Origin of the sequence: Prosthecobacter sp. (assembly GCF_044222565.1) — a bacterium.
GTDB lineage: Bacteria > Verrucomicrobiota > Verrucomicrobiia > Verrucomicrobiales > Verrucomicrobiaceae > Prosthecobacter.
In genome coordinates this window covers 148,550-162,914 of the sequence record NZ_JBGANA010000004.1, presented here as the reverse complement: position 1 = coordinate 162,914, position 14,365 = coordinate 148,550, and the positions used below count along the sequence as shown (strand labels likewise).

The following is a 14,365-nucleotide window of genomic DNA, read 5'->3' as shown; positions in this document are numbered from 1 at the left end:
AAGAACGCTGCTGGTGAGGGCGGCGTGTTAAGAAGGCTTTGGGTTTGCTCCCCGGAGGAGGGGCCTGATGTGTACCAGGGTAGCCTCGCCAAGGCTCGGCAACCCTTCGCTATGATACGGAAGGCCGTTGGACTTCGAGGCTGGGGCGGCGCGATGTGGGAGAAGCGGGAGATGGAAGCCTGTTGTCAATGGGTCGTGGAGTGATTCAGGTGAAGAGGGTCATGGATGGAGGGCGCGCAGGGCACAGGTGCCGCTGATGAGAAGGACGAGCTTTTTGAAGTGGAACTGCTCGCCTGCGGTGGCGTCTTTGCGGTAGAGGCTCATGCGGTTGATCTCGCCGGGGAAGAGCTGTGTTTCGGGGAGATCGACTTTGATGAATCCGGCGGCTTTGAGTGCTTCCTCCTGGCTGGCAGCTTTGGGGCGCGTGGTCGGGGTGAGGGCGTAGAGGGTGCCGGGTTTGGTGGCTTCGACATCGATGTTCTCGATGCTGGTGCGGAGGAAGGGGAGATCGCGCACTGGGGCGGGAACTTCTTCGATGATGTAGGTGCGGTCGGTGAAGAGCTTCACTCCTGGCTTCATCACGGCGCCCTCGTCCGGTGGTGGTGCGGGCCAGACGATGCGCTTTTTGCCCGCCTGCGATTCGAACTGGTCGAGGTCTTCGAGCTTGCCGAACATGATGCGATCTTTCAACGGGCCCTGCGTCACAGAGAGCCAGATCGCGCCCTGGTGTTCATGGAAGGTAGGGTATTGAAACGAGTGGGGAGTCTCAAAGCGGTATTTGCGCTCCCAGGTTTGGCCATCGCGAGAGACATCGAGATTGAACATGGTGCGGCGCTTGCCGTCGATCTGGGTCGCGTCCTGCCAGCCGAGGTAATAGACGCTGCCGAACTTGTCGAAGGTCGGCTTGGAGTTGGAGCCGTTGGACACGAAGGGCAGTTCCCTGCCCACGGTCCAAGTGCGGCCGTCCTGGCTGGTGGTGAAGTGGTAGTTGCCTTTGTCATTGCGGCAGATGGCCATCCAGGTGCCGTCGGGCAGGCGGTTCACGGCGGATTCGCTGAGCTGCTGGGATTGCGGCTCATTGTAATGACCGAGCACTTCAAAGGTGACGAGGTCATCGTGGAGGAGTGCGAGGGCGTTCTGGCCGACCTGGAAATTGTTCAGGGCGACGTAGGTTTTGCCATCGAACTGTTTGAAGGAATCGAAGATAAAGAGACCCGCGTCATGCGCGGGACGACGGAAGCCCTGGGCTGCGGCATCGGCATGAAAGTACTGAGGCTGCATGTCGAAGGTGCCGGCGGCGGTTTTGAGCTTGGCGCGGAAGATGCGGTTCTGGAATTCAGCGCGTGGCAGATCGAAGTCGATGTACCACATCTGCGCCTGGCGCTTTCCGGGGTCCTGGCTGGTGAAATAACAGCGCAGGGTTTTGGCGTCTTTTTGAATGATGCGGGGCACGAAGCACTGGCCGAAGGGCAACGTTTCATTTTCAAAGACCTGCTCGCTGCGGGCGAAGTCGAGGATCTTTTCCACTTCCAGTGTCTTCAGATTTACGATGGACATGGAGACGTAGATGAAAGGCCATGCGGAGCTTTCTCCGGCGCGGAGATCGTTCGATTCGGTCACGACATAGGCGCGGTCTCCGACACAGAGGAACTCCGCATCGTGCGTGCCTTTGACGCGAGGCGCGGAAGTGTTGATGAGGCGCTGCATGACGATGTCTCCGGCGAGGGCGGGGTCCCATTTGGCGGGCACGATTTGAGGTGCGTCGAGCTTGCTGATGGTCTGCTGCATGCTGACCGCGCCGGAGGTGTTTTTTCCTGCGATGACGTCTTCTTCACGGAACTTGGCGAGGAGGATTTCGCCGGCGCCCTGGCGATCGTGATCGTAGGTGATCCAGATGAGGCCGTCGCGATCCTGAACGCCATCTGGGTAGGAGACGCCGCTGCGTTCATCGAGAAGGAGTCCTTCGTTCCAGGTGTGGCCGTCATCGGTGGAAATTTGCGCGGTGAGGTGGCTGCGGGTTTTGCCGGTGAAGCCGTGATGATTGACGAGGAGGAGATGGCCGGAGGAGAGGCGGCGGATGAAGAAGCGGGAGCCGGGATTGGGAATGGTGCTGGCTTTCGCCTCGGTCCAAGTGCGGCCTTTGTCCGATGAATGGCTTTCCCAGAGGAAGCCGCCGCCGGTGCGGGTGAGGAGCCAGAGGCGGCCGTCTTTGAGCTCGGTGATCATGCACTCGAGCGCCCATTCGGGGGCTTTGAGTGCGCCGTGGAGTTTCCAGGATTTTCCTTCATCTGTGGAGATGCCGACGCCTTGAAGTTGTTTGGGGCCGGCGAACCAGGAGTGGATGGGCTCGGTGGCGTGGGTGACGGGCATGATACATTCGCCGGTGGAAAGCACGGTGGGCTTGTTCATGCGGAAGGCGTAGGGGCCTGAATAACCGACGCGGAACTCGGGGCCGAAGACGGGCGGGGTGGCATCGGGGGCCTCGCAGATGCGAGCGTGGACGTCATGCACGGCGGTGTCTTTGTTGCCGCGATTGAAGAGGTACCAGAGGCGGCCTTTGGGATCGATCCACAGAGTGGGGTCAAAGCAGCGGGTGCCACTTTTGGGCTCCGCCATGATTTGGGGAGGCGTGAAGGTTTTGGCCTGATCGTCGCTGTAGCAGAGTAGGACGGTGTTTTCCGGGGAGGGCTCCTTGGGTCCGCCGGTGAACCAGGATGAAAAGACGCGGCCTTTAGCGGTGCGTTCAAGACCGGGGATGCCCTGCCAGGTCTGGTGGCGCTGGCCGAGGGGCTCTGCGGCGGGGGCGCTAATGGTGCACGCGAAGGTGAGGGTGAGTGGGATGAGAAGGCAGAGCTGGCGGGGAGTCATCGGGGAGAGCAACGCGTAGGGCGTGGTGGATTTTAGGGCGGAATGAGGTGGTGGGGTGTTATGTTAACATGGCGCCGAGTTTAAGGTGTCTGCAGTTTCCCCATTCCGGCGCTGGATGCTGGCTGAGGCCCCATGGACGGCGCACCTTTTTGGGTGCCTGCGACGATATAGACCCGAAATCAGGGACCCGGAGCAGCGGTTCTCTACCAGCCTTGGAGCATCGCGGCTGCAAGGGCCGATTAACCGGGCCTGAAGAAGTAAGAAATGCGTTTGGGACAATGCTATGCTGTCATACTCGCTTGCATTTGTCGGCAACCGCCCAAGCCTCACTCTACCTTTATGTCTTCATCCGCCATTCGCGCCCTCGAACCTAGTGCTCTCTGGAACTGCTTTGCTGATCTGAATGCGGTGCCGCGACCGTCGAAGAGGGAGGAGAGGGTGGTGGGGTTTGTACTGGGATTTGCGGCACGTCATGGGCTGGAAGCGCAGCTGGACAGCGCGGGGAATGTGATCGTGCGCAAGGCGGCATCGGCGGACAGGCAGCGGCGTCAGCCAGTGATCATGCAGGCGCATCTGGACATGGTGCACAAGGCGGCGGACGGGCTGAAGTTTGATTTCGACAAGCAGGGCATTGAGATGTGGGTGGATGGGGACTGGGTGCGGGCGCGGGGGACGACGCTGGGTGCGGACAACGGGCTGGGGGTGGCCGCGATTTTGGCAGTGCTGGCTGCGAAGGATCTTTCGCACCCGCCGATCGAGGCGCTCTTCACGCTGGATGAGGAGCAGGGCATGGGTGGGGCGCTGGGGCTGCAACCGGGACTGCTGACGGGGAAGACGATGCTGAACCTGGACTCGGAAGAGGATGACACGTTTACGATTGGCTGCGCGGGTGGCATCGATACGGTGGGAACTTTTGACTATACCGAAGTGGCGTATGAAGCGGCGACGGCGGTGGTGGCGATTCAAATTTCAGGGCTGCGTGGCGGGCACTCAGGGCTGCAGATTCATGAGGGGCGGGCGAATGCGATCAAGCTGATGGCGCGGCTGCTGAACGCGTGTGGAGAAGAGGTGGTGGCGCTTTCGACAATGCGGGGAGGGAGCGCGCGGAATGCGATACCGGCGCATTGTGTAGCGCAGGTGGTGGTGCTGGATGACGTCAGGTTTGCGGAATGCTTTGAGCGGGAAGCGGCGGGGATTCGTGAGGAGTTTCGGCTGATCGAGCCGGGGATGGGCCTTGTGTCCACGCGTGTGGAGGTGGATGCGGGTGAGGTGGGGATCATGGGTAAGGAGCAGCAGAGGGCGCTGGTGCTGGCGATGCAGGCGGCGGTGAACGGGGTGTATCGCATGAGCCCGGTGGTGCCGGGGCTGGTGGAGGCGTCTTCGAATTTTTCCACTATTGCGCTGGGTGGAGGCAAGGCGGAGTGGGGAAGTCTGCAGCGGAGCTCAGTGGAATCGAGCAAGATGGATGTGGCGCGGGCGTTTCGTGCGCCGTTTGAACTTATCGGTGCGGAGCTGAGGTCGGGGGATCCCTATCCGGGGTGGAGTCCGAGCGCGGAGTCACCGATCTTGGAGAAGATGAAGGGGATCTACAGTGAGCTGTTTGGGCATGAGGTGCAGGTGGGGGCGTGCCATGCGGGGCTGGAGTGCGGGGTGATCTCGATGGCGTATCCGGGACTGGATATGATCTCGTTTGGGCCGAACATTCATGAGGCGCATTCCGAGAAGGAGTGCGCGAGTGTGACGTCGGTGCAGAAGTTTTGGAGGCTGCTGACGAGGACGCTGGAGGAGATGTAGGCGCAGCCATTCATGCTAAGAAATGCGTGCAGGCGCGGCAGGTCGTGGGTTATGTTAACATCATGCCCATGACCAGTGCGCCAACTTTGAAGGACATCGCCCGTGCGACGGGGGTTTCGCTGATGACGGTGTCGCGGGTGCTGAGGGGGGTGCCGAAGGTTTCGGCGGAGAAGAGGGAGCTGGTGCTGAAGGAGGCGAAGAGGCTGAACTATCAGCCGGATCCGCATCTGGCGCGGATGATGCAGGTGGTGAGGGGGAAGAAGCAGCAGAGGGTAAGGGCGGTGATCGCGGTGATACGTGAGCATGTGCCGCAGGACGGGCTGCTGGGGCCTTCCTACCAGTATGTGCCAATTGATGACATCCGGAGTCGTGCGCATGGGCACGGGTATGCTGTGGAGGAGTTCTGGCTGGGGAAGGACGGGCTGACGCCGAAGAGGCTGCAGAAGATCCTGCATGCGCGGGGGATTGAGGGCGTGATCGTGTCGCCGCAGAGCATGCAGCTGCCGTGCAGCCGGATGGATTTCTCGCCGTTTGCGGCGGTGACGTTTGGGAATGCGATGAGCAGCCCGGCGCTGCACATGTGCGCGGGGAACATGACGCTGGGGATTCACATGGCGGCGGATGAGCTTAGCGCGCGGGGTTATAAAAGGATCGGGGTGGCGGTGACGAAGTGGATCGTGAACCGGTCACAGTTTGGATACAGCGGGGGGCTGTTTCACTGGCAGCAGAGTCTGCCGGAGGGGGATCGTGTGCCGCTGCTGCTGTTTCCGAGCAACGACATCAGCAAGGGGTTTGAGGCCTTTGCGAAATGGATGCGCGAGCATGAGCCGGATGCGCTGATCACCTTTGACACGCATGTGCCGGGATGGCTGCGGAGGCTGGGGCTAAGGGTGCCGCAGGATATCGGCTTTGTGGTGCATGACTGGACGCCAAGGATGGCGGAGTATGCGGGGATTTATCAGCAGCGGGATCACCTGGCGGCGGCGGCGGTGGATTTGATCGTGACGCAGCTTTCCCAGCATGAGCATGGGGTGCCGGTGGTGCCGAGGCAGATCATGATTCCGCCGAAGTGGGTGGACGGGCCGAGTGTGAGGGCGGTGGGGCGATGAAAGTAGGACTGGTGCTCCATGCATAAGAGCGTGGGGCGAGGCGGAGCGATCCTTGTTCCACAGGAACAAAGCTACTTTGCTGCGGTCGCGCGGCGGATCATGAGTCCACGGAAGAGCGGCGGCTCGGGAGGTAGTGTGAGAGGAATTCGACGTGACGGATGGTCGCGGCGCTTCCCAGAGCGGCATCGGAGTGCCGCGCTCCCAGGGGGATGTGCTTTCACGCGGTGGTGGAGGCGTGGGTTGCTCGGGAGCCCGGGGGGAAGTGCGTGAGCGCTGATCGACGGACAAGAGTGTCCATCGTACTTCCCTACACGCGGTGGCCGATGGACTTGAGTTTGGCTTCGCCTTCGGACCAGGGGACTTCGTGGGGGAGGCGGTGGGTGGTGGCGGCGAGGGCGGCGATGACGCCAGCGCCTTCGCCCATGCCGACGGCGTTGCCGGTGACGCGGTAGCTGGCGTGAGCGATGAAGTCGCCGCTGATGCAACGGCCGGCCATCATGAGGCCATCGACGTCTTTGGCGATAAGGGCGCGGAGGGGGATGTCGTAAGGTTTGACCTTGATGCCGGTGGCGTGGGTGGCGCCGCCGTTTTGATTGTGCTCGGCGGTGGTGGCGTGGATGTCCACGCCGAAGGTGGCGCGGACGACGGCGTCATCATGGCGCGCGCCTTTGATGACGTCGTCCTTGTTGACGGCGTAGCGGCCGAGGATGCGGCGGCCATCGCGAATGCCGATCTGCTCTGCGGTGGCGACGATCTGGATGCCTTCCCAGGGACCGCCGAGGCTGCGGAGGCCATTGACCATGAGGTTCATCTCGGCGCGGGCGCGCACGGTGGCGGCGGTGATCTCGGCGGCGTCCCAAGGCTTGATGCCAAACTCCTGGTTCATCATAGCGAAGACGAGATTGCCGCTGACGTGCCAGAGGGTGGCGCCGGCGTAGGAGGGGAAGTGCCCGGTTTTGACGATGGCGTCTTTGATGCGTTTTTTCTTTTCGCCGTCGGTGTTTTCGCCGGGCTTGGGCTGGCCGAAGCGGACGAATTCGCGGAGTTGCTCGACGTCTTTGACGACGAGGAGGGCATTGAGGGAAAGAGGCTGGCAGGGGCAGTCGGCGGCTTCGCCGATTTCGAAGGCGCAGCCGGATTGGAAACCGAGATCGCCATCGCCCGTGGTGTCGATGAAGACTGGGGCTTTCCATGCCTGGCGGCCGGATTTGGATTCGGTGACGATGGTGGTGAGGCGTTTGCCTTCGCGGAAGGCGGCGCAGACTTTGGTGTGGTATTGGAACTTTACGCCTGCTTCGACGCAGAGTTCTTCGAGGAGGAGTTTGAGGGCTTCGGGGTCGTAGCAGAAGCGGCTGGTGCTGGTGGAGTTGGCGCGTGCGCCGCGGGCATCGAGCTTGTCGCGAAGTTCTTTGGCGAAGCCGGGTTTGTTGAAGTCGAGGAAGTAGCCGAGGAGGCCTGCGGTCCAGATGCCGCCGAGGCAGCCACGCCATTCGAAGAGGCGGACTTTGGCACCGGCGCGTGCGGCGGTGATGGCTGCGGTGACGCCGGCGGGGCCTGCGCCGCAGACGATGACGTCGGCGTCGTTGGCGAGAGGGATGTCGTGGGCGGGTTCGGAGAAGAGGCCAGCTTTGGTGACGGGGGTGTCAGCGGCGATGAGAGGGGTCTGACTGGCAGCGCCGCCGGCGAGTGCGGCGTGGAGGAAGTGGCGGCGGGAAACGGGAGCGGGCTTCATGGGGGCGAGTATCACGGATGAATGAAGGCGGAGCTATCAGAAGATGGTTCCCGGGCTATTCGATCAGCGCTATCTTTAGCACGCTGAGTTTTTGTGCAGGCAAGGTGAAGGGGAGATGTGGGAAATGGCCGCGCTTGATGTTCAACCTGTTGCCTGGAAGGTTCGCGGCATTGCCATCAATGGTGAGGGAGGCTTGGTAGGAGCCGGGTTTGAGCTGGCGGAGTTCGGCGGTCATGTCGCGGGAGTCTTTGCCGAAGTGGAAGAGCTCGGCGGTGAAGGTGGTGGTGCTGGCGTCGGTGACGAGGGCGGCGATGTCTTTGGGCGGGGTGAGCCAGCGGACTGCCATCTGAGGGAAGCGCGGGGCGTTTTTGTCGCCGGTGACCATGCGGTAGAGGAGTTCGTGCTTGGGCTGCATGACGCCTTTGTATTCATCGAAGGCGTAGTCCTGGGCGAGGAACTGGACGAAGCGCATGACGCGGTCGGTGGAGCGGACTTCGCTGGTGAAGCCGGGGAAATTGACGCGGAGAGCGCCGAGGCTTTCGCGCAGGGCGGCTTCGAGTTCATGGCGGCCCGATTCATCGGTGCGGATGACGAATTCGGAACCTTCGAGGGAGAGAAGTTCATCGAACTCGGTGGTGCCGGTGAGGGCTTTGAAGCGGGCGAGGGTCTTTACCAATCCGCCGGTGTTGCTGTTGGCGTTGTGGCGTGGGGCGAGCTGTGCGCCACACCACGATTCGGTGCCGGGTTTTGGATCGGACTGGGGAGGGCTTTTTAGATACTTGAGGCGGATCGAAGCCATGGAGCGCAGAGGGGCGAGGTAGGAGTTTTTGCCGGTCATGACGTGAGCGAGCATGAGGGCGTCTGTCATTTCGGTGATGACGCTGGGCCAGACGTAGTAGCTGTGCATGTAGCCGCCTGGTTTGACGGGTTCCCACCAGTTTTTCTCAGCGCCTGCGGCAGCGCCCTCGGGCCAGAGGATGGAGGCGGGGAGGATGCCGGCGGGCTTGCCGTTTTCGGCGCGGGCGGTGGCGTCCACCCAGGTGTCGAGCCAGGTGCAGATTTGGGTGCCGAGTTTTTCATCGCCGGTTTTCTGCCATGCGAGCAGAGCGGGATGGAGAGCGCCGACGTTGGCGATGACATCGAGAGCGCGCTGCGGCTGGGATGCGGCGGCTGTGGCGCTGAAGTAGAAGCTCTTGAACTGGGTGTGGCCGCGTTCGTTTTTTCCGGTCCAGATGTCCTGCATGAAGGTGCCGAGACGTAGACCCCACTGGGTCCATTTTTCGTTGTCGGGTTGAAGGACCATGAGGGGGACGAGATTGTCGGTGGTGTCTTCGGCGGCGTGTTCGACATCGAGAATCTCGGTGTTGAAGCCGCCTTTGAGATGAGGGCGGGTGACGGCGGAGCGGGAGAATTTGAGCTGAGCGGCGGTGATCTGGGGATCATCAAAGCCGAGGAGGACGGAGGCCCACCAGCGCCACATTTCGCAGTCGTCGCCCCAGCCGCCGCCGAACTGGCCGTCTTCACGCTGACGATTGGTGATCCACCAGCGGATAATGGCGGCCATGCGTTCGAGTTGCTCGCGTTGAAGAGTGGCCCACTCGGGGGCGGTGGGGATTTTTTCGGGGATGGTGCCCCAGGGGAGGGCTTCGCCGAGATACATGCGGGCGGCTTCGTTTTTGGGGAAGGCGGCAGCGGTGCGCTGGAAGGAGGCGACGGCTTCGTCTTTGAACCATTTGGCGTCCTTGGGGTTGGTGCGGACGTTGCTGTTTTCGATGAGGTTCCATGCGAGCATGCGGCCGCGATAAAAGTCACAGAGGGGTTTGAGCGGGGAGTCGGTGGCGACGCCGAAGTCGTAGGCGCCGAGGGCGCGGTAGGGCTTTCCGCGCATGGCTGCGCCGTAGAATTTGAGGGAGGAGCCGTTCCAGCGTTTGGCGAAGTCGGCGAGGGAGGTGGCTTCTTTGCGCTGGGTGTCGTCTAGCGATGGGAGCGCGGCGAGTTTTTCGAGGGCGGACTGGCGGACGTAGTCGTCGTTGGCGTTGCCGGCTTCGTCGAGGAAGGTGGTGGCGTCTGGGGGGAGGGCGGCGTGGAGGAGGGTAGTGGTGAGGGAGAGGAGGATGGATAGGAGAAAGGGGCGGAGGTGCATGAGGAAGGCTGGTTTTTGGCGAGGGAATGAGCCGGAGAGTTGGAGGTCGTTGAGATTCCAGATTTGATTGCCTACGGAACACACGGAATAAACGGAAACGGGATCAGAGAGGAGGCTGGTGTGATTTGGTGCGCTGGTTTTTGGCAGGGGAACGAAGGAGCAAGGGAATGGCCGGAGATTGGCACGGCCGAGCACCTGAGAGAGAGTTTGTGTTGGAGCTGCTTGCGTGAAGGATGCTTCCAGATTCCGGCTGAAGCCGGGACTACAATACTTGCGCTGGATGGGCTTTAAATTTGGGGTGATGCGCGGGCTTCCGGAGCGGGCTAAAGCCCGAACTACGTACTCAGAACAGAAGAGCTGCGGGTTCGGAGACGCGTGCTCGACCGAAATTAGTGGATGAGTTAGAACTGTGGAGTTGGTGGCTCAAAGGGCAGGGCCTGGACTGGAAGTGGGCGCTGGGACGTTCGGCGGAGGCTTGGGACAAGCCTCCCTACCTTTGCGATGGGAGCGAGCGGAAGGTGGGCGTGCTGCGTGAGCGGTGTGTACCTCTCGCGGAGCGAGAGGACTACTTTACGAAGATGAACTGCTGGGTGTTGATGAGGGCGAAGATGAGGTCTTCGATGTTGAGGCCGGATTGGGAGGCCTGGGTCCAGGCGGCTTTTTCGGCGGGGGTGGGGGCGCGGGAGAGGAGGGTCTGGTAAACGGTGGTGAGCTGGTCGTCGGGGTATTTGGCGGCGGCGAGATTGAGGCGGAGCTGGGTGTGAGGTTTGAGGATGCTTTCAAACAGCTCGCTGTTCATGAGGACGAGAGCCTGGGGCATGCTGGCGTCTGAGTTGGCGTTGTCGATGAGGTCGCGGTCGCTCTGGCCGAATTCGCGGAGGTAGTGGCCGCGAGGAGCCGGAGATTCAAGATCGGCGGCGCGGGGCCAGTCTCTGGCCTGTGCACGGCGGGATGTGAGGTATGCGTCTGCGTCGGTGATGTGGAGGCGTTTGATCTCGGTGCGGTAGAGGGATTCGCGGGCTTGTTCGGCGGCTTTTTCTTCGTGGGGAATGGCCTGGTCGATGTCGTAGCCGGGGACGTCGATGTAGGCACGGTTTTGGCCGGCTTTTTTGAGTTCTTCGAGGGTGGGCTGTTTGACGGGAATGGGTGGAGGGGCGGGCTTGCCGGTCTTCTGCGTGTAGAGGCGGGCGACGGCGGGGACGACGACGTAGTCGTGGATGCCGGTGCGGGCGACGAACTCGAGGGAGCGGATTTCGAGATTGAGCTTTTCGATGAGGGGCTTGTCCTTGGCCTTTTGGGCGGCGGTGTATTGATCGCGCAGAACTTTGGAGCGGGCGGCGATGCGCTCGTAGCCTTCGGAGGCTTTGGCGGCACCGTCGAAGATTTCCTGGGAGGTGAGGAGATCGAGGGCATCGCTGAGCTTGCCGCGATAGACGATCTTCTGCGCCATCTCGCTGTCGATGCCCTGGCGGCGTGGGAGATCGGGTGTGGGCTGGATGAGGGTGACGAAAGAGTCGTAGATCTGCTCGGCGCTCATGCGGCGGAGGAGCGGTCCGGTGAAGTGGCAGACTTCGCCGGCATAGAGTTCGGTGCGGGTGGCTTCATTTTGGTAGGCCTGGGTGTTGAAGAGAGCGCGCTGGAAGGCTTTCACGTCGTAGTGGCAGTCGCGCATGAGCTGCTCGAGGTGCTTCATGAGCGCGGGATTGGAGGGGACGGTGCTGTCGAGGATTTCATCGACGGGTTCGATAAGGCCGGCGCCGAAGACTTTTTTCCAGAGTCGGTTGGCAATGACGAGGGTGAAGCGTGGGTTTTCGGGAGAGGTCATCCATTCGGCGAAGGCTTTGGTGGTCTCGCCAGCGGGTTCGCACTTCACGGATTTGCCGAGCATGGTGACCGGAGAGATGACGTCCTTGGGCTTGGCGTCGTTGTATTGGTAATCGTGCGGGAGCTTGAGGAGGCGGGTGGGGAGGGCCTGGACTTTGCTGTAGCGGACGAAGTCGCCGAGGTTTTCAAAGACGCGGCCCATGTTGCGCGTGGCTGCTTCCATCTCCGGCTTTTTTCTGGCCTGCACCATGAGGTCAATGGCGCCCTTTTGCTGGGAGATGCCGGTGAAGTTGGTCTCCAGCGGATACGTGAAGGCGGCCATCTGGTAGAACTGCATTTGCGTCCATTTGTCGAAGGGGTGATTGTGGCATTGGGCGCATTCGATGCGGGTGCCGAGGAAGACGCGGGTGGTGTTGGCGAGATTGTCCAGTGGCATGCCGATATCGCGCATGTAGTAGCCGATGGCGGGGTTGTTCCAGACTTTGCCCTGGGCGGTGAGGAGCTCCTTGACGAAGGCGTCATAGGGCATGTTTTCGCGGATGCGCTGCTTGATGTGCTCGAGGTAGGGCTTGGAGGTCATGTCCCCTTGCCCACCGTTTGAGCGGGTCTGCACGCGGAGGAGGTCGGCCCAGAAGTGGAACATGCGCTGATTGTAGCCTTCGCTGGCGAGGAGCTGGTCGATGAGCCTGGCGCGCTTGTCTTTGTCGGTGCGGGTTAGGAAGGACTGGGTTTCTTGAAGCGTGGGAATGCGGCCGATGATGTCGAGGTAGAGGCGGCGTACGAGGGTTTCGTCGGTGGCGGGAGGATTGGCGGTGAGCTTGTGCTGCTGCCAGTCTTTGGCGAGGAGGGTGTCGATCTGCTGGGAGGGCGTGGCTGCATGCAGGGAGGCAGCGACGGCAAACAGGGTGAGACACAGGAGTGTGCGGGCCGGAGATTTCATGAGAATGCGACACCAACGAGCAGAGGGCGGGTGTTCTATTGGGATTCTGGGACGGGGGTGGGGAGAGAGGCTCGTTTGCAGGCGATGGGGTCCCAGGGAACACTGACATAACAACGCGAGAGATTAGAAGACCGCAGAGAAATCCTTCCGAATGAAGGCTCGCGATTTTTCATTTTGATTTGGCCAGCTTCTGCTTTGCTTCAGAGCTGCGCTGTTGATTTATTCATCGCCACCCTAGCAATGAAATCATTTCAAAGGCTCCAGGTGATTGGAGGAGGCCCATTCGTTGATGATTCGCATGACGTGGTGTCCCGGTGAGGTATTGCGTGGGGCCTTGATCTGAATGATTGAGCGCGTGGCCTGCGCCACCTCGATGGTGGCCAATGAGAGCGCATTCACCATGGCTTTTTCCCGCTTCAGGAAACGGACGCTGAAGATGGCGGACTTGCCGCTGTGGCAGCGGCCGGTGTAGCCGGACACGCAGTGGCGCATGGCCCGGGCCTCGGCTTTGAGGGCCTCGGTGGTACACAGCTCCTCCACACGCCAGGTGGGATGGCCGTCCACCCATCCGCTGCGGCTTTCAAAGGGAATGCCACCCAGCATGGGCCGCCAGCGCCTGGCTGCGAGACGGAGAAGCTCCGCGCTACCGGCGGCAGCGCGCACCTGCTCCTCGGTGAGGTCATGCCCTCCTACCCGCATGAGTCCGGTGACAAACTTCACCGCGTGGCGCATGAGCGCGAAGATCGGCAGGCGCAGCAGTTGCTCGGCGTGCGCACGTCCCTGATGTGCGTCGATGGTGTGCAAAGCGTCCACCACCAAGGGGAAATGAGCGGCCACCGGGGCATCGGCCGGAGCGGCGGCGAATTTTTCCACGAGCCGCGAACCCAAAGCATGCCAGGCGAGGGTTTGAAACAGGCGGTGCGTGAGCACGACGTGCCGCAGCGCGGGCTGGGCGCGTGCGGAATCCAGTTCGGCGCGCCAGACGGCGGAGGCCAGGCTGGCTGCCTCACCGTCGCCGCCATTGAGTGCGGCATGGAGCACACGGCTTTTCATGCTACTGGGAAAGCCATGCACGTCCTTCAAGGAACGGCCCTGGGCCACTGCGATCCAGCAGTCGCGGTCAAAATGCTCGGGCTGGCCGAAGACGTGCCACGCGGAGTCGAGAAACTCCGGCACCGGATACAGGGCCAGCAGGTGACGCAGGAAGGAAGCCCACTGAGCGCGAGCGTGCTGTGAAGGATCTGGCTGCCAGTCTTCCGGATGACGAACCCAGGACGGGGCATAGGCGGCGAGGCGGACAATGGCGGGCACGACGCCGAGTTCCTTGGGATGCAGGTCAAACAAGACACGGCTGCGGGTCTCCAGCACGGCGAGCAGGCGTGTGCCGAGAGCGTGCCAGTGCGGCACGCCGATGACACGCCGGCTGCGGGCGGCGGCATGGCAGTGCTGGCGGAAGCAGTTGTTACGAAGAAGGCGCGCGGTCCAGGCGCGGCCAGAAAGGACCGCCGGCATGACCGGGGCCTGCGGGCGCGCGGCGGCGCGCCCATGATGCAAGTTCATGATTCTGAAAAGGGATGGGGTCTGGCTTGATCGACCCGCGCAGGCACGCCCCTAGATGGCGGGGAACGCGACGAGTGCGGATGCGACGGTTTGTTTTCCCAAGCGTCGTGGCCGGGGCTTCAAACGATCACGAGGATCAAGCGAAGGGAGACAGAATCATAAGGGGAGAGTAGCGGTGGCTTGGCGGATTTCCAGCGGAAGTGTGGGGAAAGTGTTTGGGGAGTGTTGAATTTTTAAGCGGTGGAGGGAAAGGAATACCAGTAGCTGGTATCAGCTATGGAATAAGATGGGGACGCGCAGAGGCTTGCGGTTTTATGGCAAGTCCCAGAGGAGACGAGAGCGGCGGGTGGTGGCGGGATGGTGAGAGCATTCGTATTTGAAACGAAACCTTTGTG

7 protein-coding genes are annotated in these 14,365 nt (G+C 61.8%); 2 read left to right on the top strand and 5 right to left on the bottom strand.

Going from position 1 to position 14,365, the window contains the following annotated elements; translation table 11 throughout:
* Nucleotides 1-219: 219 nt before the first annotated feature.
* Entirely contained in the window at nucleotides 220-2,868 is a 2,649-nt protein-coding gene (locus ACILSR_RS07275; RefSeq protein ID WP_395749078.1) for a sialidase family protein, read from the bottom strand.
* 339 nt (nucleotides 2,869-3,207) lie between these two features.
* Here ACILSR_RS07275 and ACILSR_RS07270 point away from each other — a divergent pair, with 339 nt between their 5' ends.
* Both ACILSR_RS07270 and ACILSR_RS07265 read left to right on the top strand, forming a co-directional pair.
* Nucleotides 3,208-4,662, top strand: coding sequence for an aminoacyl-histidine dipeptidase (locus ACILSR_RS07270; protein ID WP_395749077.1), 1,455 nt, complete (start codon nucleotides 3,208-3,210; stop codon nucleotides 4,660-4,662).
* A 62-nt stretch (nucleotides 4,663-4,724) separates the two neighbouring features.
* Complete coding sequence (locus ACILSR_RS07265; protein WP_395749076.1) at nucleotides 4,725-5,771, top strand: LacI family DNA-binding transcriptional regulator; 1,047 nt, start codon at nucleotides 4,725-4,727, stop codon at nucleotides 5,769-5,771.
* A gap of 307 nt (nucleotides 5,772-6,078) precedes the next feature.
* On the opposite strand, the gene ACILSR_RS07260 is transcribed toward ACILSR_RS07265, so the two are convergent.
* The 4 genes from ACILSR_RS07260 to ACILSR_RS07245 all read right to left on the bottom strand — a co-directional run bounded on the left by ACILSR_RS07260 (nucleotide 6,079) and on the right by ACILSR_RS07245 (nucleotide 13,970).
* On the bottom strand, nucleotides 6,079-7,503 hold the full coding sequence (locus tag ACILSR_RS07260) for an FAD-dependent oxidoreductase (protein WP_395749075.1): 1,425 nt from the start codon (nucleotides 7,501-7,503) through the stop codon (nucleotides 6,079-6,081).
* A 55-nt stretch (nucleotides 7,504-7,558) separates the two neighbouring features.
* The gene (locus ACILSR_RS07255) at nucleotides 7,559-9,646 is read right to left on the bottom strand and encodes a hypothetical protein (RefSeq protein WP_395749074.1); all 2,088 of its coding nucleotides are present in this window, start codon (nucleotides 9,644-9,646) and stop codon (nucleotides 7,559-7,561) included.
* Nucleotides 9,647-10,211: 565 nt separating this feature from the next.
* Entirely contained in the window at nucleotides 10,212-12,410 is a 2,199-nt protein-coding gene (locus ACILSR_RS07250; protein ID WP_395749073.1) for a DUF1549 domain-containing protein, read from the bottom strand.
* A 246-nt stretch (nucleotides 12,411-12,656) separates the two neighbouring features.
* A complete protein-coding gene (locus ACILSR_RS07245) occupies nucleotides 12,657-13,970 on the bottom strand; it encodes a PcfJ domain-containing protein (protein WP_395749072.1) in 1,314 nt (437 codons plus the stop codon).
* Nucleotides 13,971-14,365 lie beyond the last annotated feature (395 nt).

Excerpts from the sequence above, each read along its gene's own strand:
- ACILSR_RS07275 (WP_395749078.1), bottom strand. The coding sequence starts at position 2,868 with ATGACTCCCCGCCAGCTCTGCCTTCTCATCCCACTCACCCTCACCTTC.
- ACILSR_RS07270 (WP_395749077.1), top strand. The coding sequence starts at position 3,208 with ATGTCTTCATCCGCCATTCGCGCCCTCGAACCTAGTGCTCTCTGGAAC.
- ACILSR_RS07265 (WP_395749076.1), top strand. The coding sequence starts at position 4,725 with ATGCCCATGACCAGTGCGCCAACTTTGAAGGACATCGCCCGTGCGACG.
- ACILSR_RS07260 (WP_395749075.1), bottom strand. The coding sequence starts at position 7,503 with ATGAAGCCCGCTCCCGTTTCCCGCCGCCACTTCCTCCACGCCGCACTC.
- ACILSR_RS07255 (WP_395749074.1), bottom strand. The coding sequence starts at position 9,646 with ATGCACCTCCGCCCCTTTCTCCTATCCATCCTCCTCTCCCTCACCACT.
- ACILSR_RS07250 (WP_395749073.1), bottom strand. The coding sequence starts at position 12,410 with ATGAAATCTCCGGCCCGCACACTCCTGTGTCTCACCCTGTTTGCCGTC.
- ACILSR_RS07245 (WP_395749072.1), bottom strand. The coding sequence starts at position 13,970 with ATGAACTTGCATCATGGGCGCGCCGCCGCGCGCCCGCAGGCCCCGGTC.